Below are 23,130 nucleotides of genomic sequence, written 5' to 3'. Positions count from 1 at the left end.
AAAAATAACGTTATCCACGTTCACCAATTGGCGTAAGTACCCGATTTTCCGGCCCGGTATAATTGGCCGAAGGACGGATAATTTTGTTATCAATACGTTGTTCAATGATGTGAGCAGCCCATCCCGATGTGCGGGCAATCACAAACAACGGTGTAAACATCGCCGTCGGTACGCCCATCATGTGATAGGAAACCGCAGAAAACCAATCAAGGTTTGGGAACATTTTTTTATTAGCCCACATCACCGATTCCAGTCGATCCGCAATATCAAACATTTTGGTTGTTCCTGCCTCTTTGGAAAGTTGCAGAGCCGCATTTTTAATCACTTTGTGACGGGGATCTGAAATGGTGTAAACCGGATGACCAAAGCCGATAATGACTTCTTTCCTTGCCAAACGCGCCAGGATATCTGCCTCTGCTTCGTCAGGATTTTCATAGCGCTGTTGAATTTCAAGAGAGACTTCGTTTGCTCCACCGTGTTTTGGCCCTCTCAATGCACCAATCGCCCCGATAACAGCAGAGTAGATATCCGTGCCGGTTCCTGCGATAACCCGGCTGGTAAATGTCGAGGCGTTAAACTCATGTTCGGCATAAAGGATCAGGGATATATGCATAGCTCCTTCCCATGATTCACTGGGTTTTTTACCATGCAGGAGATGAAGAAAATGCCCGCCTATTGACTCATCATCGGTTTCGACCTCAATACGGCGTCCATTGTGGCTATAGTGATACCAGTAGAGCAACATGGCGCTAAGAGAGGCCAATAATTTGTCAGCAATATCACGCGCACCCACAAGATTGTGATCGTCTTTTTCAGGCAATGTGCAGCCAAGAACGGAGACACCTGTACGCATGACATCCATCGGATGAGCGGCGGCAGGCAATGTTTCCAGTGCTGCCTTGACACTACCCGGCAAACCTCGCAGTGCTGTTAGCTTCTTTTTATAGGCGGCCAGTTCAGCACGGGAAGGCAATTTTTCGTGGATCAACAGGTGCGCAACTTCTTCAAATTCACACTGGGTTGCAAGATCAAGAATATCGTAGCCACGGTAATGCAGATCGTTGCCAGTTTTCCCAACTGTACAGAGTGCGGTGTTACCCGCACTGACCCCCGAAAGGGCAACAGATTTTTTAGGCTTGAAAGTAGTTGACTCAGTAATCGTGTTCTGTTCGCTCATGGGTCTCACCTCTCCTGTTTTTTATGCCATATAAAGTGATGAAATTGGGTGGAACTGTCCGTCATTGAGATTTTTTCTGGGAGAAAAGCGCATCCAGTTTTTGTTCAAAATCGTAGTAGTTGATGCTTTTGTATAGCTCATCGCGAGTCTGCATCATGCTGATCACATTTTTCTGTGTCCCTTCGCGGCGGAGTGTGGTGTAAACCTGCTCGGCTGCCTTATTCATTGCCCGGAAAGCAGAAAGCGGGTAAAGCGCAATGGAAACATCCACACTTTTCAACTCTTCGACGGTGAACAATGGAGTCGCACCAAATTCAGTGATGTTAGCGAGTATTGGAACCCCGGTTGTTGACGCAAATGTTTTATACATGTGCAATTGTGTGATCGCCTCAGGAAACAGCATGTCTGCCCCGGCTTCGATATAGGCTTGAGCCCTGTCAAGGGCCGCTTCCAAACCTTCAACAGCCAAAGCATCAGTACGTGCCATAATGACGAAATTCTTATCAATACGGGCATCGACTGCGGCCTTAATGCGATCAACCATTTCCTCTTTGGATACAATCTCTTTATTCGGGCGATGACCGCAACGCTTCGCACCGACCTGATCTTCAATATGCAACCCCGCAGCGCCAGCTTTAATCATTGAGTGCACGGTACGGGCCACATTAAAGGCAGAAGAACCAAAACCGATATCAGCATCCACGAGCAAAGGTAAATCGCAGACGTCTGTGATACGGCGGATATCTGTCAGCACATCGTCCAACGTTGAAATCCCCAGATCAGGCATACCCAATGAACCCGCCGATACACCGCCACCAGAGAGATAAATGGCTTTATAGCCCGCCCGTTTCGCCAACAACGCATGGTTGGCATTAATGGTGCCAACGATCTGTAATGGAGACTCAGCTTCTATAGCCTGACGAAATGCCAAACCGGCAGAGGAAAACGGCATACATAACCCCATTGTTATTAGAATGAAATATATTTGTTATAAAGCAATGTGTGTGCCAACAAAGTAAAAAATGGCTAATAAATTTAAAAATAAAGATAAAATTGAAATTAACATATTGTTTTTAAATCAAAAAATAACATTAAGCACATTGGTTAATCTTGCAGGAAAGCATCATTGATACAAAAACATTCTTGTTTCATAATGAATCAATTTTGTTTCAAAAAAATAATTGAAACATTTTTGAAACATGGAATTATTCTGGTGGGAAAAAATAAAAACAGCACACAATATTAGGAAGACGAGCATGGCAGAAACACCATCAGCAGGGCGTGATAACAGCAACAAACCGATCATTTGGACGGTATCCATTTCCCGCCTTTTTGATCTATTCCGTGACATCACGCCGGAGTTCGATCATCAGGCGGATATCACGCCTATTCAACTTGGCTTTGAAAATGCGGTTCAGCATATTCGTAAACGGCTGACAATCGAACGTTGTGATGCAGTGATCTGTGCCGGCTCTAATGGTGCCTATCTGAAAAGCCGTTTATCAGTGCCTGTTATTATTGCAGAGGCCAGCGGATTTGACTTTATGCAGGCACTGGCCCGCGCACGACAAATCAGCTCCCGCATTGGCGTTATCGCCTATCAGAATACATTGCCTGCACTGGAAGAATTTCAGCAACGATTCAACTTACGTATTGAACAGCGCAGCTACATCACGGAAGAAGATGCCCGGGCTCAGATCAATGCATTAAAAGCCCTCGGTATTAAAGTCATTGTCGGTGCCGGGCTGATTACCGATCTCGCCTATGAAGCTGAACTTGTCGGTGTCTTTGTCTATTCTGCGGATTCTATTCGCCGGGCATTCCATGATGCACTGGATATCGCCAGAATGACCAAGCTCAATCAACTTTCAATTTCTGCCTATCCAATACAGGAAACCCTGCGCACCCGCCACACCCTCAATGATATTCGGGGAAATTCAGCCGTGATGGAGCATGTACGCAACACTATCATGTTATATGCCCGATCGCCTGCCACGGTTCTGATACAGGGGGAAAGCGGTACAGGGAAGGAACTGGTGGCACAAGCCATTCACCATGAATATGCCCTCCGGTATGGTCAGGTTGCAGGCAAACATCAGCGCCCGTTTGTTGCCGTTAACTGTGGTGCCATTGCTGAATCCCTGCTGGAAGCTGAATTATTTGGTTATGAGGAAGGGGCTTTCACCGGCTCACAACGTGGAGGGCGGGCAGGTCTTTTTGAAGTTGCCCATCGGGGCACACTATTTCTGGATGAAATTGGTGAAATGCCACTGCCTCTTCAGACACGGTTATTGCGAGTGCTGGAAGAAAAATCTGTCGTCAGAGTAGGAGGACACTGTCCCATTGCCGTTGATGTTCGGATCATTTGCGCCACACATTGCGATTTGGATACCTGGGTTCAGGAAAGGCGTTTTCGGACCGATCTGTTCTATCGCCTGAATGTATTGCGGATCAATATTCCCGCTCTCAGAGAAAGGGGCAACGATATTGGCACATTGGCGCTGGAATTTCTGCGACGGGCATTTACCGCATTGAATTTGCCGGTATCGCAGTCAAGAGTACAAGAACTTTCTGCCTGTCAGGAGGCATTGCAAACCTATCATTGGCCCGGTAATGTCCGGGAGCTGCGTAATCTCATGGAGCGAATCGCGTTATACCTCAGCGCCCATACTGAGCATATATTGACACCTGAATTGATATTGGCTCTTTCACCGGAACGCCAACCTACACTCAGGCTGATAGGAAAAAGTACGAAGCCCTCTCTGGCGATGCCATCTTCACTTGTTACCCCACCTTCTGCTCATGAAACCCTGAAACGATTTTCCGGCAATCGTCATGCGGCGGCGGAATATCTGGGGATCAGCCGTACTACGTTTTGGCGACGATTGAAACAGGAAATGGCCGGGAATTAATGGTGATGCAAAACGAGAGCTCAACGTCTCGCCAAGATCAATGATGACGTTTTTAAGGCTGAACACACCAAATCTGAAATTGAGACTGACATTCAGTCAATTCGCAATATTTAGATAAAGCGACAGTTGACAGTTTCCTTGCATATCCTTGAATTGTTGTATTAGAGGCTAATGACGCGTGAATAGTGACGTTTACCATTAACGCCACCCCGATGTTTTAATCCTAAGTAGTCTCCTGGACGCTGATAATGCCATAGCAAAACTTTCTTCAGTGCCTTCGACGCTGCTTTCAACCGTCGGGATCGGAGATGTGAATTGTTCAGCAATCAAAGCAATATTGAGATACGCATTTCTCAAGTTAGATACAGCTCTAATAGACTCAGATTTATTAGCCTGTATCGAGGAGAAGTATGGTTTCCATGATGGCGATGTTTCAACCAGAGAGAAAACCACTTTCAGGGTTTCAATATGTGATGAAAGAACTTCTGCTCTATCTCTAAGTTCATTAGGGAAGTCAAGATTTATGGCAAAACCGTTATCTCTGGTTTCATCATACTCGTTAAGAGAATTAATTATCTCATTACACTCATAAAGCTTTCTATTTACGCTGTTGATAGCAATAGTGACTTTATCAAATGAATGCCTCACTTCATCCGAAAGAGCGTCTGTTTGTTTAACAGATATTGAACAAAATGTTCTTTTTTTGTGTGAAAATGATGATGATTACTGGATTTTACCTGGTGGCGGAGTAGAAGAGGGTGAGTCATGTATTGAAGCTGCATCTAGGGAGTTAAAAGAAGAGCTTGGACTTGATATAAAAACAGAACAGCTTGAATTTCATCAGGTAATAGAAAATTTTTATGAAAATAAAGGTGTCCCTATTCATGAAATAAATTTCATATTTAAAACTAATATTGAAAAAGACATTTCATTTTATTTAGAGTACGGAATAAGAAGAAAGTTAATTTGGATGACAATAACAGAACTCCATACGTTGAAAATAATGCCAAATATAGTTATTGACGCAATATTGGGAAAAGCAACGAACTACATTGTGTCTTTTAACTAATAATGGCTAAAGGAATACGAAATGATTTTATACCCTTCATCTTTCAAGTTGCTGCTTTAATAATAATATTTGTCCCCAGTTTTCACTCAGCTTCCAAAAAATTTCTGATTTAAGATCAGATTCATTAATCTTTCTTAATGCTGGCAAAATTCCACGATTAAAAAACGAACGCTTACGCTTTTTATTGTTATTAAGCTCTTTAACTCCATCCACCAGAATTTTGAATTGTTCATGAAACTCATCATAATCATCACGATATATCTCATCATAAACTTCGCCTTTATTAATGAAGTAACGTGAAACCAAAAGCCAAAATGGAAAAATCACCAGAATTACCATAAACAATTCAATTGTTCTAAATGCCAGAAAACCTAAGCACGCAACCACTGTAATTACGTGATAAATAAACTGCGGCATGATAGAAATAGCCCTGGAGATATCACTAACATCAGATGTTAAACTGGCCTGAACTCTATGCCCTCCAATTCTATCCAAAATGGCATACGGGGTATTCAAAATACGCCTCACCAAGGTGCTGCGAACTTCAAAAATAATCTTAACGCTTAATTTTGTCATTAGGTAGTTGGCAACAGAACTCACAATGAATAAGCAAACTAATCCGGATAAAAATTTGACTGCCCATAATACCAAGTCAGCATTAATCTGCCCCAATGCATCATCGGTAATCAAGGAGATTAACCAAATACTAAAGAAAGCACTAAAAGCACCAACAATACTATTGAAAATAATTTTTAACCGATTAGATTTAACTAAATCAGAGATCATCGATATTAACCCCTAAATAATATTCTGTTATCATTAACTCTTAACAACCATTACTTTGCCATAAAGTGATACATCCGCTCAGATCAACAAATTGAAAGTCACATGATAAAGCTTTTCACCCCATTGCCATCACTTATAGGTCGGTAAATACTGACAGCTATATTGTATAATGTCGAGCAGTTCCTGATATATTAAATTCAATCTTTTGAATAAAAATTTTTGTTGGAGAGTTACAATAATATAGCTGAATGCTACCGCCTTACTCAGTCTCTTAATCAGAAAGCCTAATTAAGAGACTGTATTGAGCGAAAGTTTATGGCAGATTTTACTAACAGATAAGTAGCTGATGTACTAACAATATTAATTAACTATTTCTCTGAATATGATTTCACAGCAGATTTTTACGCCTCAATATCTGAAGAACAGAGATATGATTTTAAAGCATTAAATTTCTCTTCTGACCAGTCATATATTTTTAATCCAAGCAGCTCATTTATGATGTGCGGTTCAAATCGATATTTAACTAATTTCGCAGGTGTTCCAGCCACAATACTGTATGGCGCAACATCTTTAGTGACGACGCTATTAGCAGCGACTATAGCACCTTCACCAATGGTGACACCTGGCATAATCATTGAACGCATACCAAGCCACACACCATCATGAATATACGTGTCTCCTTTGCCTACATAGGCGTCTTCAATGAATTCCATGAATGGATATAAACAGAACCAATCTGCTCTGTGCGTATTGTTTCCACCCATAAGAATGATGGTTTCAGCAGCTATGGAAGCTCTCATTCTGCCATTGAGCTACGCCCGCATTTGGATGTAATCCGTTTTATTATAGCGACGCCATAGAGACCAGCAAGCAATTATCTGTTTAAGCTGCCTATATCTCAGACAGGTGAAAATAAAAACTCCCTTGGCAGTTATGCCATAGGGAGTTGCGATTTGAAGCTGAATTCTGGCTGTTATTTCTGTGGGCGCATTGCCGGGAACAGAATAACGTCACGAATGGTATGGCTGTCAGTAAACAGCATTATCATACGGTCAATACCAATACCCAAACCTGCGGTGGGTGGCATGCCGTGTTCCAGAGCCGTGACATAATCTTCATCATAGAACATAGCTTCATCATCACCTTCGTCTTTCTGACGAACCTGTTCAGCAAAACGTTCTGCCTGATCTTCAGCGTCGTTCAATTCTGAGAAGCCGTTACCAATTTCACGTCCGCCAATAAAGAATTCAAAACGGTCAGTGATAAACGGGTTTTCATCATTACGGCGAGCCAGCGGAGAAACTTCCGCCGGGTATTCAGTGATAAATGTCGGTTGAATCAGGTGGCTTTCAGCGGTTTCTTCGAAGATTTCACATTGAACGCGACCAAGGCCCCACCCTTTTTCCACTTCAATACCAAGTGATTGAGCGATAACCACGGCTTTATCCATATCATCCAAATCAGCCATTTTGGTTTCAGGACGATATTTGCAAATAGCTTCTTTCATACTCATTTTGACAAAGGGTTTACCGAAATCAAATTCCTGCTCACCATATTTAATCAACGTACTGCCCAAAATATTTTGAGTTAAAGTACGGAACAGCTCTTCGGTCAAAGTAATCAGATCTTGGTAATCCGCGTAAGCCATGTAGAGTTCCATCATGGTGAACTCAGGATTATGACGCGGAGAGACGCCTTCGTTACGGAAGTTACGGTTAATTTCGAACACACGTTCAAACCCCCCCACAACCAGACGTTTCAGATAAAGCTCCGGCGCAATACGCAGATACATGTCAATATCCAGCGCATTGTGATGAGTGATAAACGGACGGGCCGACGCACCACCCGGGATCACCTGCATCATCGGTGTTTCCACTTCCATAAAGTGTTTACTGACCATGAAGTTACGCAATTCAGATAAAACCTGAGAGCGAATCTGGAAAGTCTTGCGTGATTCTTCATTAGCGATCAGATCCAGATAGCGCTGGCGGTAACGGGTTTCCTGATCAGCCAGTCCGTGGAATTTATCCGGCAATGGGCGCAGCGCTTTTGTCAGTAGACGCAGTTCAGTACAGTGAATGGAAAGTTCACCGGTTTTGGTTTTAAACAGTTTGCCGCGAGCGCCCAGAATGTCTCCCAGGTCCCATTTTTTAAACTGTTCGTTATAAATACCTTCTGATAAGTCGTCACGGGCAACGTATAACTGAATACGACCGCCCATATCCTGTAACGTGACGAAAGAAGCTTTACCCATGATACGGCGGGTCATCATGCGACCACCAACCGTCACTTCAATATTCAGGGCTTCCAGCTCTTCCTGAGTTTTGTCGTCGTATTGCGCGTGCAAATCCCCTGAAATGTTTTCACGACGGAAATCACTCGGGAAAGCAATCCCCTTCTCCCGTAAAGCCGCCAGTTTTTCGCGACGGGCTTGCAGTTCATTATTTAAATCGGGAGCCTGTTCTGCGCCCTGTTGTTGTTGTGACATATTAGTTCCTCATAAGCCAGCTTTCAGGCTTGCTTCAATGAATTTGTCCAGATCACCATCCAGCACAGATTGTGTATTACGGGTTTCAACGCCTGTGCGCAAATCTTTGATCCGGGAGTCATCCAGAACATAAGAGCGGATTTGGCTGCCCCAACCGATATCCGATTTATTCTCTTCCATAACCTGTTTATCAGCATTTTTCTTCTGCATTTCCAGCTCATACAGCTTCGCTTTCAACTGCTTCATGGCCTGGTCTTTGTTTTTATGCTGAGAACGATCATTCTGACACTGAGTCACAATGTTGGTTGGAATATGGGTAATACGCACCGCAGATTCGGTTTTGTTAACGTGCTGACCACCCGCACCTGATGCGCGATACACGTCAATACGTAAGTCTGCCGGGTTGATTTCAATATCAATATCATCATCCACTTCGGGATAAATGAAAGCAGAACTGAATGAAGTGTGACGACGACCACCGGAATCAAATGGGCTTTTACGTACCAGACGGTGAACACCGGTTTCAGTACGCAACCAACCATAAGCATAATCGCCCATGATCTTGATGGTCGCGGATTTCAAGCCGGCAACTTCCCCATCGGATTCTTCGATGATTTCAGTTTTAAAACCTTTGGATTCAGCCCAGCGCAGATACATACGCATCAACATACTTGCCCAATCCTGTGCTTCGGTACCGCCAGAGCCTGCCTGCAAATCAAGATAACAGTTAGCACTGTCATACTCACCAGAGAACATACGGCGGAACTCTAACTGACCCAATTTACCTTCAAGCTGTTCCAATTCCGCCACAGCTTCATTAAACGTCTCTTCATCGTCAGCTTCTACCGCCAATTCCAACAAGCCTTGCACATCTTCCAAACCTTGTTCAAGCTGATCGATAGTCTCGACAATGCCTTCCAGTGAGGAACGTTCTTTACCCAAAGCCTGCGCCCGTTCCGGCTCATTCCAGACATCAGGCTGTTCCAGTTCAGCGTTAACTTCTTCTAAGCGTTCTTTCTTGGCATCGTAGTCAAAGATACCCCCTCAGAACCATTGTCCGTTCAGACAGGTCCTGAATGTGGTTTTTTACCGGATTAATTTCAAACATATTTTAGTGTCTTACGTTGTGTCGTCGTAGATAAACGGATGTTTTTCGAACCGCGCATTGTAACGGATTTGGCAAAGGGTTTATAGCACTTCAACCGATTTGTCACGTACTCTCATTCGAATACGTGACTATTTTTTAATAAGGCCAAAGATGCTGGATCAAAAGTTGTACATCACGATTGCCTCTAAACTCATTAACATCCAGTTTATAGGCAATTTCCACTTCACGGACGCTGTTATCCGGCCAGCGAGTTGGATCGATATTGAATGCGATACCATCCAGCATCGGCCCACCATTTAAGGGCTCCACCATCACTTTTAAATGACGTTCTCCCACAATGCGTTGTTGCAGTAACCTGAATTTACCGTCAAAAACAGGCTCCGGGAAAGCTTGCCCCCAAGGGCCGCCATCACGCAGCATTTCAGCAACTGCCAATGACAGTTCATTAATCGCCAACTCGCCATCACTCCAGATGACACCTTCAAGTTGCGAAATATCCAGCCAGTCTGACATCAGCGTGGAAAAGTGATGCTGGAATTGTTCAAATTTATCCTGTTCAAGCGACAATCCGGCAGCCATTGCATGACCACCAAATTTCAGTATCAATCCCGGATTTAACGTATCAAGTCGTTCAAGGGCATCACGCATATGCAGGCCCTGAACCGAACGGCCGGAACCTTTCAAAATACCATCACCTGCCGGTGCAAAGGCGATAACAGGCCGGTGAAAACGCTCTTTAATTCGGGAAGCCAAAATTCCCACCACCCCTTGATGCCATTCTGGATGATAGAGCGCCAGACCATAAGGCAATTCAGTGCGGGTACATTCAAGTTTGTCGCAGATTTGCAACGCTTCCTGCTGCATTCCCTGCTCTATTTCACGACGGGTATGGTTAAGGCTGTCCAGTTCGCAAGCTATCTGACGGGCCTTCGCCATATCGTCAGTGAGCAATAAAGCGACGCCAATGGACATATCATCCAAACGACCGGCGGCATTCAGCCTGGGTCCAAGAAAGAAACCCAAATCGCTGGCAGCCAGCTTATAAGCATCACGTTTAGAAACTTCCAGCAATGCGCGGATCCCCGCACAGCAGCGCCCTGCACGGATGCGGTTTAATCCTTGATAAACCAGAATCCGGTTGTTGGTATCCAAAGGGACAACATCAGCAACAGTGCCCAACGCAACCAAATCCAGCATTTCTGCCAGATTTGGCAGCGCAATCCCCTGTTTTTCAAACCATTGTTCTTTTCTCAGCGTAGCCCTTAGAGCAGACATCAGATAAAATGTGACACCAACCCCTGCCAATGATTTAGACGGGAATGAACAATCGGACAGATTGGGGTTAATAATGGCATCAGCGGCGGGCAGAATTTCGCCCGGCAAGTGATGGTCAGTCACAATCACTTTCATATGATGCTGATGTGCAGCAACAACACCTTCATGGGAAGAGATACCGTTATCCACAGTAATAATCAGGTCAGCGCCTTTCTTGACAACCTCTTCTACCACCTGTGGGCTTAAACCGTAACCATCTTCGAAACGATTGGGCACCAGATAATCCAAATGACAGTAGCCCATCGCCTGTAATGCGCGGATCGCCAGTGCCGTGCTGGTTGCACCATCAGCATCAAAATCACCGACAATAACGATACGCCAGTGTTCATGAAGTGCGGTCAACAATAGCGTTACCGCCTGTTCCACACCACTCAAATGCTGGTAATTCAGTAATCCCTGAACACTGCGTTCCAATTCATTAGCTTGCTGGATGCCACGAATGGCATATAAACGGCGCAATAATGGATGAATCTGTTGTGGAAGATGGCTATCATCCACCGCCGGATGGCGGCGGAGTTGTGTTTCAATATTCACTAAACTTATTTACCACGCTGATCTAATGCTTTTGCCAGCGCTTCCGGCGGCATATATCCACCTAACAAGCTGCCATCTTTAAGGATAATTGCCGGCGTTCCCTGTACACCAAACTGGAGCCCCAATTTATAATGGTTAGTGATATCCACCTTACAATCTTTGATTGGCGAAACGCCCTCATTTTTAAACGCAGCATCCAGTGATTTTTGTGGTGTTGCACTGCACCAGATAGATTGCATATCTTTAGCGGACTGATGCTGCATTCCCTGACGAGGAAATGCCAGGTAGCGAACAGTCATGCCAAGTTTATTATACTCTTTCATCTCTTCATGCAATTTATGGCAGTAACCACATGTAATATCAGTGAAAACAGTAACAACATGCTTCTCTTTTGGCGCTTTGTAAACAATCATTTGGTCTTTCATCTCCTCCAGCTTTTTCATCAACAATTGATTACTGATATTCACCGGAGTGCTGCCACTGACATCGTAAATCGGCCCCTGCAATAAATATTTGCCGTCATCAGACAAATAAATGATACCTTGTTCGGTCACTACCGTATTTAAGCCAACAATCGGTGATGGCTGGATATTTTCTGCCTTGATCCCCAGCTTTTGCATCGCTCCATGAACCGCACCATCATCAGCAAGCGCATTTCCACTAAATAAGGCCAGCAAAAGAGAGAAACATAACACGCTTTTTTTCATTTTCAGTTCCTTTAAATCCATGCTCACCCACGCGGATGATGTTGTTGATGTAACAATCTAAGCCGCTCGGTTGCGACATGTGTATATATTTGTGTTGTGGATAGATCGCTATGCCCCAGCAACATCTGCACAACCCGTAAATCAGCACCATGATTAAGCAAATGCGTTGCAAATGCATGGCGCAAAACATGAGGAGATAACCGTTCAGTATCAATCCCGGCCAATACAGCATAATGTTTGATGCGATGCCAGAAAGTCTGTCGGGTCATTTGCTGCCCCCGGTTGCTGGGAAAAAGCACATCCCGGATCGCACCATTCAGCAACCCAGCTCTCCCATACTCCAGATAATTCTCCAGCCAGTAAACGGCCTCTTCGCCTAAAGGTACCAGTCGTTCTTTATTCCCTTTACCAATGACTCTCACCACGCCTTGACGCAAACTAATATCAGACAGTGTCAACCCCACCAACTCAGATACCCGCAAGCCACAGGCATAAAGCACTTCAAGCATCGCCTTATCCCTTAACTCCACAGGCTGATCTGTGCAAGGTACATTGAGCAAATCTTCTACTTGCTTTTCACTTAAATCTTTCGGCAACCGCTTCGGTAATTTCGGTGCAGATAACAGCGCTGTCGGATCATCTTCCCGCATTTTTTCCCGGTAAAAATAGAGAAATAACTGACGCATAGCGCTCAATAAACGTGCCGAGCTACTGGCTTTATACCCTCCATCCACCCGTTCTGCCAGAAAAGACTGCAAATCCATCGCCTGAACAGATAATAAATCATGACCATAATGTATCAACCAATTATCCAGCGCCTGTAAATCCAACCGGTAAGAAACAAGTGTATTTTCCGCAAGATCATGTTCCAGCCAAATAGCATCAAGAAATTGTTCTATCAGTGGATTTGTCAACCGAGTTTGTTGTTTTGACACGAAACTCTTTTCCTTAAATCTGCATATCTCTGCGGGCTATTATGCCTGAAAAAGCAATTATTCTGTTACAATGCTACCCCAGATATTCAAAAACCATAATGATTGATGATGAAGATTGGTCTTTTTTACGGCTCCAGCACCTGCTACACCGAGATGGTAGCAGAGAAAATCCGCGATATCCTCGGCGAAGATTTGGTTGATCTCCACGATATTAAAGAGACAACACCTGAATTAATGGAAGCATATTCGGTACTGATCCTTGGTATCCCAACATGGGATTTTGGCGAATTGCAGGAAGATTGGCTGGTTATTTGGGATCAACTTCCTTCTCTTAATTTACAGGGAAAAATCATCGCCATGTATGGTATGGGTGATCAAATTGATTACAGCGAATGGTTCCTTGATGCTCTCGGTATGCTATATCACCATTTACGCCCTTCTGGTGTGCATTTCATTGGCTTTTGGCCCACAGAAGGTTATGAATTTACCAGCCCGAAGCCATTAACTGATAATGGCTCACAATTTGTCGGGCTGGCTCTGGATGACGTAAACCAATTTGAGCAAACTGATGATCGTTTATCACAATGGTGTATGCAAATCCTGCAAGAAATGGAACCTTTACTTTAATCAGGGCAATTTCAGCTCAATCAGATATCAGGATATTGCAACAATAATTGGTTGATATTCCTCCACTCATCCTGTGGCATGCCATCGGATGCTATCCATAAACGGATTTTTTTCCGGTTATAAAAAGATTGCGCTGTGATCAGCACACCATAGCGACACACCCACGGCTGCCGGATAATTTGCCACTCGTGCTTTTTCCATTGCAACTTATTATTATTGAACAGAACCAAAGACCCTTGTAATTTCCGGATATTTTTCTGACTACGCCCCCAACTGGCAATAATCAACAGTACCAAAGGAAGCCAGAAAATAGAGTCATCCGCCTGCCATGGGGCCAACAATACGATAAGCGCTATCACACCATGAACGCAGGTGGAAATAAGTTGGGTATTCCAGGATACCCTGAGATCACATTTCCACAGGACCACGAGCTTTATTTCTATTCTGAATCAGTTTAATCATGCGGAACAGCGCCTCATCTTCCGGACGTCCATGATTCATCAACCAGTTGAACAGATCAGGATCAGCACATTCAAGTAAGCGAATAAAAAGTTGTTTATCATCATCACAGAGTGAGTCATATTCATGCTTAAAAAACGGCATAATTGAAATATCCAACTCACGCATTCCACGCCGACATGCCCAATGTATACGTGCTTTATTATCAATATCCATGTTCAAAAAATCCCCTTTTTAATTCTCATTGTTTATCTTAAAACCATTAGCCATTAAATCGCCCGGCAAACGCATGCATCATGCCAGCTAATAGCAATAATAACTACTTGCATTGTGCTTCAGCTCTTTTACCATTATGCATCATTGGCTCAAATATCTGACTAGCAGGATGTGTCATGGCTTATAAAACTCCGTTTTCTTCACAATCTCCATTGTCTTCATCAACCCTTCCCCTGACGTTAATCTCTCTGGATGACTGGGGGCTGATAACAGCAACCGGACCGGATGCAGAAAAATATCTACAAGGTCAGGTAACAGCAGATATTTCTGCTCTTGCAACGAATCAACATGTGCTCAGTGCACATTGTGACGCAAAAGGCAAAATGTGGAGCAATCTGCGTCTCTTTCATCGTGGTGCGAGCCTTGCTTATATTGAACGCCGCAGTGTGCTGGAAAACCAGCTTAAGGAGATGAAAAAATATGCCGTATTCTCCAGGATTACGCTGGTTCAAGATGAAAATGCGGTACTGCTAGGTGTCGCAGGTAAAGGCGGCCGTGAAGCACTAAGCAACATCTTCCCTGCACTGCCGGATGCAGATCATGCAGTAGTTCAACATGAAGCCACCACTTTGCTCCATTTTGCCTTGCCGTCTGAGCGGTTTCTTCTGGTTACGGACACTGTCACTGCTGAACAACTCACAGAAAAATTTCCAGCTCAACGTAATAACAGCGAGCAGTGGTTAGCTCTGGATATTGAAGCAGGTTTCCCGGTCATTGATGCCGCCAACAGCGTACAATTTATTCCACAGGCAGCTAACCTCCAGGCGCTCGCGGGCGGTATCTGTTTTAAAAAAGGTTGTTATACTGGTCAGGAAATGGTGGCTCGTGCTAAATATCGCGGCGCAAATAAACGCGCAATGTACTGGCTAGCCGGTAGTGCTGCCAAAATGCCTGCTGCCGGTGATGATCTGGAATGGCAACTGGGAGATAAATGGCGGAGAACGGGTACCGTTTTAGCTGCCGTTAAGTTGAATGACAAGAGTATTTGGGTACAGGTCGTCATGAATAATAATATGGAAAGTGATAGCGTGTTTCGAGTCCGTGACGATGAAGAACATTCCCTGACCATTCAGCCTCTGCCTTATTCCCTTGTTGAAGAAAAATAATTTATGAGGTTTGTATGTCGTTAGCAGTATCTGCCGTTGATTTTGGCCCTTTTACGGATGTAATCGGTTTTTTGATGGAGCTGGATAAACTGAAAAAAGTTCAGCGGCGCACTAAATTATTAGATAACCACCGCCAGGAAAATTCAGCAGAACATAGCTGGCATTTTGCTATCGCTGCGATGAGTTTTGCGCCGTATATAAAAAAAGTCGATATTCAGCGGGTTATTCAGATGGCATTGATTCACGATATCGTTGAAATCGATGCTGGTGATGTGATGGTTTATGATTTAGCTGCCCGTGAAGCCATTCATGATCAGGAAGTTAAAGCCGCTAGCCGTCTTTTTGGCTTACTACCTGAAACTCAAAAAAATCACTTTATGTCGCTTTGGCAGGAATACGAAGCAGGGGAAAGTCAGGATGCCCGTTTTGCTATTACGCTGGATAGATTAATGCCGATTCTGATGAATCTGCATAATAAGGGACAAAGCTGGGTGGAAAACGGTATTCGTCTTGAGCAGGTGATGAATCGCAATCAATTTATTGCCGATGTCTATCCCGAATTGTGGCAATATCTGCTGCCACAATTAGAATCTGCTCAAAAGAAAGGTTGGTTGAAGTAACTTTTTTCCAACAATTTCATACTACAAATTCAGGGCGCCATAGAAAGAATATGGCGCACAAAATTAGATTTATCTCATTCCTGCGCCACTCAGGAATTCACTGCGGCTGGCCGTTGATAAATATCTTACCCGATATACCTTCATCTCCTGGTTTTCCTTCAGAACCATCTTGACCAGATGCCCCTGGCTGGCCGTTATTTTCTCCGCCTATTCCGCCACTACCACCTTTCCCACCTTTCCCGCCATTACCACCATCGCCTCTATATGACAGAGCATTAATTATGGGCTGACCGTCAGAGAAATTAATATATATGTTACCACTGTCTCCACCTTTACCCCCATCTCCCCCATCCCCGCCATTTCCTCCAGCCCCCCCGTTTCCTCCAGACCCAGGACTACACTTGCTTTTTGTTTTGTTAACACCCCCCCCATTTCCGCCATTTCCGCCATTCCCCCCATTTCCACCGTCACCACCGTGACCACCACGACCACCCAGTGATAGCGCATTGACTAACCCTATAACAGATTGAACCGTAACAGTGACGTCATTTGCATCTCCAGCTCGTCCACCATTCCCCGCTGATGCTCCCGCAGAACCACTGGTTGCATCTGTACCTGGTGTGGATCGAATGTTGCAGCTGCTTTTACCCTCTGTACCAGCATTACCATTACTGCCATTAATCCCATTATTTCCTTGGTTCCCCTCTGAATTATCGATTCCATCAGTACCTCTATTGACAATACCCTGCTTTTTATCGGTTCCATGTCCTATAACACTGTTCGCTTCAATGCTACCGTTAGTGCAGTAAATAATTTGACCTCCTTGTTCAAATATTATCTGGTCATACACCAAGACAACCGGCTCACCATAACCCTCTTTATCTTCAACAATCACTGGATTATCTGCGGTAATAGTAATACTTTCGCCACTGTACAGCGCAATCTTCATCGGGAAGCGTTTAGTATTAAGAATGTCTTCATAATCTTTGACCAAAGCAGAATGACTATAGATATAAGCTCTAAACGCTTTGCACAAATCAATATGATTACCCGTGACATTTGCCAACCGTTCAGCAGAAAACGGTTCAGGCAACGGATGGTGGGGTTCCATTCTGCCAGGGCCATACTCGCTGTCAGGCACACCGCCGAGTTCTTTCAGCGCTTGTATGGTTTGCACCGTAAAGAATACAGGGGGCACAGTCGCGGTCTTCGGATCATTAGAGAAGATCACCTTGCCGTCAAAATCCGAGGTCTTCAGTTGCTTTGGCTGCCGTTCTATACCAACCAGATGATGACGCTGATGCAATACTGCCAAAGTTTCTGCAACAGTTCTTATTTTATCCACGGGCGTTCTCCTAAGTCTGAATATAAGTTTGTACGTTTAAGATAACGATAGCTTCATATGTCAATTGTCCATCAGGACAAACATCATAAAACAGGAAAAAATAGATATTATTTAACAACAAAACAATTAGTCTATATTCAGTGGCTGATTATTTAAACAACCCTGAAAATATATTATAAATCATAATCAGCTCTATTTATAATATTTCCTAACCACTGCAACAACACAATGAATAATATGGAATAAAATATTACCCTTGAAACACCGAGAATATTGAGATAACCCCTTAAACTATAATGCCAAAATTAATAATTAACCTTATATCTCAGCTCTAAATATTTTCTCTTTCACTCTTTTACGAGCATGGATGATCAGCGTAAAAGAAAACGCTGATCATCCCTCAAGCACTTTAATTTCCGTCTTAAGCCAAGATCAGGTTAAATATATTCTCAACCCGCCATTGACTTAATTTGCAGTCGATACGTAATCAACGATGCAAGTTCCGACAGCGACTTATCGCTTAACAGCAACTCCAGTGGAATATCTAAACGTAATTGCTTATTGATCTTTTGTACCACCATCAAACCATTCAAAGAATCAATACCGTTGTCGGCCAGCGGTAAATCGGGATGGAAAACCTCGGCTTGCACCCCGATAACCTCACCACAGAAAGCCTGTAGCAGACTGACAACATCATCCAGATTATTTACCTCAAACGCAGTGTCTACGGGTAAAGCCTGAACCAAACTTTCTTGCTGAATATCACGCAAGAGTGCCAAATGGCGCATCGGCCCGGAAAGTAAACTTGACCAATCAGTCAAGAACGGTGCCAGTTGTGGCTCAATTCGCGCAAACAAGCGATCCAGCGTGGCTAATCCCTCTTCTGGATTGAATGATTGTAATCCACTGTTTTCCAACACTAAAAGCGTACGGCTATCCCGTAGAGCAATCCCCGCTTTCCACGGTCCCCAGTTAAGGCTTAACGCAGGTAAACCTTGCTGACGCCGCAGATAGGCCAGACTATCCAGCATTGCGTTAGCTGCTGCATAAGATGCCATTCCAGGCAAAGCCAATAATGCACCCAACGAGGAAAACATCACGAAATGCTCTAAAGGTGCATCAATCAATACCTGATGTAATGTCCAGGCGGCTGATGCTTTAGCTGCAAATACCCTATCGAACGCTTGGGTACTCAGTTCCCGATACCCCTGATCTTCAACATGTGCGGCACAATGAATCACACCACGTATCGGCTGGCTAGCCTGTTGCCGATACTGGCCCAGACAAATTTTAGTCATTTCCACATCACCGAGATCAATCGGCAGATAATCAGCCTCAACCCCTTGCTGGTGCAGCGTTTCCAGTAACATCCGATCATCCGTTTCAAGCGTATGACGACGCCCAACCAACAGTAGATGACGGGCACCACGTTGCACCATCCAAGGAATCAACTGACGCCCCATATCACCAAAGGCACCCGTCAGCAGATAGCAACCATCCGAACGAAAACACACTGACGGCAACACGGGTATTTCCGGCAATGGCACAAGGCGCAGCACATAACGCTGATCATGACGCAGAGCCAATTGATCTTCGCCATCCTCTGTCAATAGCACATCCCACCACCGGATGGGTGCCGTGGTACTGTCGATATCCAGTAATCCTCCCCACAGCGCAGTCGCTTCTTGCTGACCAATCACCCGCATCATTCCCCATAATGCCGCCGCAAACGGATCAGGCAGATCGTGTTCTGTTATCTGATGAGCACATTGAGTCATGATCCACAAACGTGGTTTCACCGATCGTTTCGCCAGTACCGTACACAAATGGATCAAAGAATGATAAGCCATTCGTGGAGTCTGTAATGACCAAAGGATCAATATCCTTTCAGTTTCAGTGGGAAGCGTATTAACCAGCGCCTGCATTTTCTGATAACTGTCAGGCAAACCAGAATGCAGTGAGGCATACCCACCGCGTCGTTGCAATTCAACAGCCAATTCTTCCGCCAGCGCAATTTCACCACCCAGAATAGCCCATTGCGCTAAAGGCTCGGTTGATGGCTGAGAGGGTACTTTGCGCCACAGCGGTTGACCTACCACCAGATTGTGAAGCCTGGGCTGTAAGCTACTTTTTTTGTTACTGACAAGCTGAACACAAAATCCACTAATCTGGCAAATCAGTCTGCCGCTGTCGGTATACACATCGATATCACCAAGCCACTGTTGTTGTGTCTGCTTAGTCATCCGAGCATGTGCACGAACCCGGCCTGACAATTTGCCATTAATGCGCAGATGCTGAATATTCACCGGGATACGGAAATCGCTGGTAGGGATCGGAGCCTTAACATCAGCAGACTGAATCACCAACAGCGACTGGAAAATACCATCCAAAGCCGCTGGATGGAAACCCATTCCCTCTGGTGCAGATGGCAACTCAATCTCACAAATTGTCTCTCCTTCACCGATAAGCGCATGGCACAGAGGACGGAACACCCCGCTGTAGCTGAAATGCAGATGCTGGAATGCCTGATATAATACCGCCTGGTTCCGTATGCCAGGATAACGGTCATTTGCAACCAACGGAGGAAGAGTACAGGCGGTGGCGCCCGGTACAACGATATTCACCTGTGCACTGGCGGCAAGTTGGTACTGTGCATCCTCGTCCAGATTACGGGTAATATAGACCTGTACTTCCATCCGTTGACGATCCAACTGTGTTTTTAGCCTGAATTCCATGCCTGATTCCAGCAGTAAAGCCGACTGCAATCCAACATTATCAAGAGCCAATCCAACACCAGGAAAACAGATACGTGCCGCCGCCAGCATAACCTCGATATAACCGGCGGCCGGAAACATCGCATTCCCCATGACGACATGATCGAGTAACCAAGGCACTTGTTCCACAGCCAGTTCAGCCAGCCAACTCTCGTTACCCGGCTGGGCTTCGCCCAATAGCACACCACTCAATGTACGCAACCGACGGCGACGGCTGATCTCTGGCTCATGCCAATAAGATTGCTGATGCCAAGGGTAGGTTGGCAGATCGATTGGACGAGCCGCCGGCATAAGAGCCCGCCAGTCAGGCTCAACACCGGCTTCAAATAATTGACCCAGTAACTGTGACCAGTTCTGCCCCGAGCGACAGGCAAACACTTGTCCGCGATAAGGTTTACTCCAATCCTGCAACCCACCACTCAACAGGGATTGAGGTGAAATTTCAAGAAAATGGTGGAAACCCGCTTTGAGCATATTTTCTACCGCATCGTCAAAACGGAATGGACTGACCACATTGTCAGCCCAATGCTCAGGGCCCAACTGATCATTAATCAACTCACCGGTGACGGATGAAAACACCGGCAGCAAGGGTTTTGCCGCCGGAACCGTTGCCGCATCCGCAGCCAACCCCGCCCTGATTGACTCCAAATAGGGGGAGTGCGAAGCAATTCTATACTTGAGCTGACTACTGGCGATCCTCTGATGCTTTAAGCGTTCAGAAATGGCGGCTAATTCACTTACAGGCCCAGACAACAGGCAACGATCGGGGCTATTGCGTCCAGCTACCATCACGGTAGGTTTAGCATCCGGGGCAGACAAATGAGGGAGTATCTGCTCCACCGTAGCGGCTACGATCAATAATCCCCCACCTTTATTCAGCACACGTTGCAGATAATGATAACGCTGGTGTAAAAGTGTCAGCGCCTGCGTCAAATCATAAATTCCCGCCAGATAACAAGCCGCCATTTCACCAGAACTATGACCCAATAATGCCGCTGGTCTGAACCCCCACTTCTGCAACTGCGCAGCCATTGATACCTGAACTGCAAACTGCATTGGCGGTTCTATCAACTCATCGGCAGAGATCAATGCAGCATATAAGGAAGGTGCAGCAAACCCCGTCCAAATTGCTTCGCAACGCGTGAACTGCTCAGTAAACCCAGGAAATTGTTGGAACCAGGCTACAGAATCTTTCCAAACTTCACTGCCAATGCCAGCAAATATCCAAGCCAAACGATCCACTTTTTTACCGTTACGTTGCAACGGTACATTCAGATTAGTTAACTGTTGTTGCAATTGTTTTCGATTACTGAATGCAACCCCCTTACGCAACGGAAAGCAGTGACGAGTCGTCGCCAAGCTATAGCACAGATCATCAAGGGCAATATCTGGCTTTTGTTGCAGTAAATCGGCAATATTTTGCGCCTGCTGTTTCAGGGAAAATTCAGATTGTGCAGACAACGGCAATATGAAAGCCTGCTCTTCCCTCGCCTGAAATTGTCTGGAAGGCGCTGGATTATTGCTCAATACCACATGGACATTCGTCCCGCCAAAACCAAAGGAATTGACCCCGGCAATGACTCTGCCGTCAGGCAACGGCGTTAACCGCCGGGGGATTTGCAAGCCCAATTCAGCAAAATGGATATAGGGATTTGGCGGATCTGTATGTAGATTGCCCGGCACTTGTCCCCGCTGTAAACACAATACCGCTTTAATCAATCCAGCAATACCCGCAGCGGCTTCCGTATGACCAATCACGGATTTACAGGCACCGATCAGCAATGGGCGATCTGTCGGTTCTGGACGACATACCCGCCCCAGAGCCTCTGCTTCTATCGGATCACCTACCGCCGTTCCGGTACCATGAGCCTCAATATAATCAATCTCTTCTGGTGCAATCCCTGCCTGAATACAAGCTGCACGGATCACCTGTTGCTGCGCGGTACTGCTCGGTTGAGTAATGGTAGAAGTCCGGCCATCCTGATTTGCAGCTGAACCGTGGATCACGGCTAATATAGGATCACCATCCTGCAAAGCCGCACTCAAGGGTTTCAGCAAAACAGCACCAATTCCTTCACTACGCACATAACCATCAGCGTTAGCTGAAAAACTGTGGCAACGGTTGGTAAGCGATAAAAATCCGGTACGGCTTTCTACTACCGAAAAATCAGGCATCAGCATCAACTGGCTCCCACCCGCCAACGCCAGTTGTGATTCTCCACGACGCAAACTGTCGCAAGCCAGATGTACTGCCAATAAAGACGATGAACAGGCGCTGTCGATGGTCAAAGACGGCCCCTGAAAATCAAATGCATGGGAGATACGGTTTGACAGCATGGTTCCCATTGCACCTGTTGAAGTATAACCCGTTGCCTGGCGTAAATCGGTAAATTGCAAGTGCATATAATCATGAGTGAAAGCACCGATATACACACCAACCGCCTGACCTGCCAACGATTTTGGCGGTATCCTTGCGCGTTCCAGCGTTTCCCATGTCACCTGCAACATCAAACGATGTTGTGGATCGATAAAAGGCGCTTCTGTATTACTGATATCAAACACTGCCGCATCAAAGCCGGCCACATCAGCGATAAATCCTCCCTCGCGCGCCACCATTCGACCCGGCAGATTACGATCCCGGGAACTATAAGCCTGTGTTGACCAACGCTCAGGTGGCACTGGGGTAATAACATCACTTGAACCACATAACAGATGCCAAAATTCCTCTGGGGAGCTAACACCTCCCGGAAAACGGCAACCCATGCCGATAATGGCAATCGCCATATTGTTACTTTTCATCATATTGATATCCATAGTGATATTTCTTACTCTGATGAATTGTTTACCCGATTATTGTGTTTACCTATCAACA

18 protein-coding genes and 1 pseudogene are annotated in these 23,130 nt (G+C 45.2%); 5 read left to right on the top strand and 14 right to left on the bottom strand.

Annotated features, from left to right (window positions below; translation table 11 throughout):
* Window positions 1-10: 10 nt before the first annotated feature.
* Window positions 11-1,177 carry a bifunctional 2-methylcitrate synthase/citrate synthase gene (prpC, locus tag ACUN2T_RS08285; protein ID WP_445497059.1) on the bottom strand — a complete coding sequence of 389 codons (1,167 nt, stop codon included), beginning with the start codon at window positions 1,175-1,177 and terminating at the stop codon, window positions 11-13.
* A 61-nt stretch (window positions 1,178-1,238) separates the two neighbouring features.
* Window positions 1,239-2,129 carry a methylisocitrate lyase gene (prpB, locus tag ACUN2T_RS08280; protein WP_445497058.1) on the bottom strand — a complete coding sequence of 297 codons (891 nt, stop codon included), beginning with the start codon at window positions 2,127-2,129 and terminating at the stop codon, window positions 1,239-1,241.
* A gap of 304 nt (window positions 2,130-2,433) precedes the next feature.
* On the opposite strand from prpB, the gene prpR reads away from it, so the two are divergent.
* Window positions 2,434-4,089, top strand: coding sequence for a propionate catabolism operon regulatory protein PrpR (prpR, locus tag ACUN2T_RS08275; protein WP_445497057.1), 1,656 nt, complete (start codon window positions 2,434-2,436; stop codon window positions 4,087-4,089).
* A gap of 198 nt (window positions 4,090-4,287) precedes the next feature.
* Here the strand turns inward: prpR and ACUN2T_RS08270 are convergent, their stop codons facing one another.
* Window positions 4,288-4,737 (bottom strand): hypothetical protein, encoded by a 450-nt coding sequence (locus ACUN2T_RS08270; protein ID WP_445497056.1) that lies wholly within the window; start codon window positions 4,735-4,737, stop codon window positions 4,288-4,290.
* On the opposite strand from ACUN2T_RS08270, the gene ACUN2T_RS08265 reads away from it, so the two are divergent.
* Window positions 4,712-5,158 (top strand): NUDIX domain-containing protein, encoded by a 447-nt coding sequence (locus tag ACUN2T_RS08265; RefSeq protein WP_445497055.1) that lies wholly within the window; start codon window positions 4,712-4,714, stop codon window positions 5,156-5,158. The genes ACUN2T_RS08270 and ACUN2T_RS08265 overlap by 26 nt on opposite strands.
* 36 nt (window positions 5,159-5,194) lie before the next feature.
* Here ACUN2T_RS08265 and ACUN2T_RS08260 read toward each other — a convergent pair whose 3' ends face one another.
* From ACUN2T_RS08260 to xerD, 7 genes and pseudogenes are all read right to left on the bottom strand, one after another.
* Entirely contained in the window at window positions 5,195-5,944 is a 750-nt protein-coding gene (locus tag ACUN2T_RS08260) for an ABC transporter transmembrane domain-containing protein (RefSeq protein ID WP_445497054.1), read from the bottom strand.
* Window positions 5,945-6,345: 401 nt separating this feature from the next.
* Window positions 6,346-6,732: pseudogene (locus tag ACUN2T_RS08255) on the bottom strand (CatB-related O-acetyltransferase); the annotation flags it as partial.
* Between the two features lie 185 nt (window positions 6,733-6,917).
* Window positions 6,918-8,432: a lysine--tRNA ligase gene (lysS, locus tag ACUN2T_RS08250; RefSeq protein ID WP_445497053.1), complete on the bottom strand. Its 1,515-nt coding sequence runs from the start codon at window positions 8,430-8,432 to the stop codon at window positions 6,918-6,920.
* 9 nt (window positions 8,433-8,441) lie between these two features.
* A protein-coding gene (gene prfB, locus ACUN2T_RS08245; protein WP_445497052.1) for a peptide chain release factor 2 occupies window positions 8,442-9,540 on the bottom strand; the annotation gives its coding sequence in 2 pieces (ribosomal slippage) (window positions 8,442-9,464 and window positions 9,466-9,540; 1,098 coding nt in all).
* Window positions 9,541-9,675: 135 nt separating this feature from the next.
* Window positions 9,676-11,409 carry a single-stranded-DNA-specific exonuclease RecJ gene (recJ, locus tag ACUN2T_RS08240; RefSeq protein WP_445497051.1) on the bottom strand — a complete coding sequence of 578 codons (1,734 nt, stop codon included), beginning with the start codon at window positions 11,407-11,409 and terminating at the stop codon, window positions 9,676-9,678.
* A 5-nt stretch (window positions 11,410-11,414) separates the two neighbouring features.
* On the bottom strand, window positions 11,415-12,116 hold the full coding sequence (gene dsbC, locus ACUN2T_RS08235; RefSeq protein WP_445497050.1) for a bifunctional protein-disulfide isomerase/oxidoreductase DsbC: 702 nt from the start codon (window positions 12,114-12,116) through the stop codon (window positions 11,415-11,417).
* Between the two features lie 23 nt (window positions 12,117-12,139).
* Window positions 12,140-13,051: a site-specific tyrosine recombinase XerD gene (xerD, locus tag ACUN2T_RS08230; protein WP_445497049.1), complete on the bottom strand. Its 912-nt coding sequence runs from the start codon at window positions 13,049-13,051 to the stop codon at window positions 12,140-12,142.
* A 108-nt stretch (window positions 13,052-13,159) separates the two neighbouring features.
* On the opposite strand from xerD, the gene fldB reads away from it, so the two are divergent.
* A complete protein-coding gene (gene fldB, locus ACUN2T_RS08225) occupies window positions 13,160-13,678 on the top strand; it encodes a flavodoxin FldB (RefSeq protein ID WP_445497834.1) in 519 nt (172 codons plus the stop codon).
* Between the two features lie 20 nt (window positions 13,679-13,698).
* On the opposite strand, the gene ACUN2T_RS08220 is transcribed toward fldB, so the two are convergent.
* Window positions 13,699-14,106, bottom strand: a complete 408-nt coding sequence (locus ACUN2T_RS08220; protein ID WP_445497048.1) for a protein YgfX — start codon at window positions 14,104-14,106, stop codon at window positions 13,699-13,701.
* On the bottom strand, window positions 14,087-14,353 hold the full coding sequence (sdhE, locus tag ACUN2T_RS08215; RefSeq protein WP_023045161.1) for an FAD assembly factor SdhE: 267 nt from the start codon (window positions 14,351-14,353) through the stop codon (window positions 14,087-14,089). The genes ACUN2T_RS08220 and sdhE overlap by 20 nt, the downstream gene beginning before the upstream one ends.
* Window positions 14,354-14,529: 176 nt before the next feature.
* Between sdhE and ygfZ the strand changes: the two genes are divergently transcribed.
* Window positions 14,530-15,519 carry a tRNA-modifying protein YgfZ gene (gene ygfZ, locus ACUN2T_RS08210; protein WP_445497047.1) on the top strand — a complete coding sequence of 330 codons (990 nt, stop codon included), beginning with the start codon at window positions 14,530-14,532 and terminating at the stop codon, window positions 15,517-15,519.
* 14 nt (window positions 15,520-15,533) lie between these two features.
* A complete protein-coding gene (locus ACUN2T_RS08205; RefSeq protein ID WP_445497046.1) occupies window positions 15,534-16,139 on the top strand; it encodes an HD domain-containing protein in 606 nt (201 codons plus the stop codon).
* 97 nt (window positions 16,140-16,236) lie between these two features.
* Here ACUN2T_RS08205 and ACUN2T_RS08200 read toward each other — a convergent pair whose 3' ends face one another.
* Both ACUN2T_RS08200 and ACUN2T_RS08195 read right to left on the bottom strand, forming a co-directional pair.
* Window positions 16,237-17,484: a hypothetical protein gene (locus ACUN2T_RS08200; RefSeq protein ID WP_445497045.1), complete on the bottom strand. Its 1,248-nt coding sequence runs from the start codon at window positions 17,482-17,484 to the stop codon at window positions 16,237-16,239.
* A 449-nt stretch (window positions 17,485-17,933) separates the two neighbouring features.
* Entirely contained in the window at window positions 17,934-23,060 is a 5,127-nt protein-coding gene (locus tag ACUN2T_RS08195) for a type I polyketide synthase (RefSeq protein ID WP_445497044.1), read from the bottom strand.
* Window positions 23,061-23,130 lie beyond the last annotated feature (70 nt).

It is taken from the genome of Photorhabdus machadonis, from assembly GCF_052657765.1.
The sequence above is the reverse complement of the archived record's forward strand: the minus strand, read 5'-3'. Positions and strand labels throughout refer to the sequence as shown.

Excerpts from the sequence above, each read along its gene's own strand:
- prpB (WP_445497058.1), bottom strand. The coding sequence starts at position 2,129 with ATGCCGTTTTCCTCTGCCGGTTTGGCATTTCGTCAGGCTATAGAAGCT.
- ACUN2T_RS08260 (WP_445497054.1), bottom strand. The coding sequence starts at position 5,944 with ATGATCTCTGATTTAGTTAAATCTAATCGGTTAAAAATTATTTTCAAT.
- ACUN2T_RS08195 (WP_445497044.1), bottom strand. The coding sequence starts at position 23,060 with ATGATGAAAAGTAACAATATGGCGATTGCCATTATCGGCATGGGTTGC.
- fldB (WP_445497834.1), top strand. The coding sequence starts at position 13,160 with ATGAAGATTGGTCTTTTTTACGGCTCCAGCACCTGCTACACCGAGATG.
- ACUN2T_RS08205 (WP_445497046.1), top strand. The coding sequence starts at position 15,534 with ATGTCGTTAGCAGTATCTGCCGTTGATTTTGGCCCTTTTACGGATGTA.
- prpC (WP_445497059.1), bottom strand. The coding sequence starts at position 1,177 with ATGAGCGAACAGAACACGATTACTGAGTCAACTACTTTCAAGCCTAAA.
- prpR (WP_445497057.1), top strand. The coding sequence starts at position 2,434 with ATGGCAGAAACACCATCAGCAGGGCGTGATAACAGCAACAAACCGATC.
- sdhE (WP_023045161.1), bottom strand. The coding sequence starts at position 14,353 with ATGGATATTGATAATAAAGCACGTATACATTGGGCATGTCGGCGTGGA.
- dsbC (WP_445497050.1), bottom strand. The coding sequence starts at position 12,116 with ATGAAAAAAAGCGTGTTATGTTTCTCTCTTTTGCTGGCCTTATTTAGT.
- ygfZ (WP_445497047.1), top strand. The coding sequence starts at position 14,530 with ATGGCTTATAAAACTCCGTTTTCTTCACAATCTCCATTGTCTTCATCA.
- lysS (WP_445497053.1), bottom strand. The coding sequence starts at position 8,432 with ATGTCACAACAACAACAGGGCGCAGAACAGGCTCCCGATTTAAATAAT.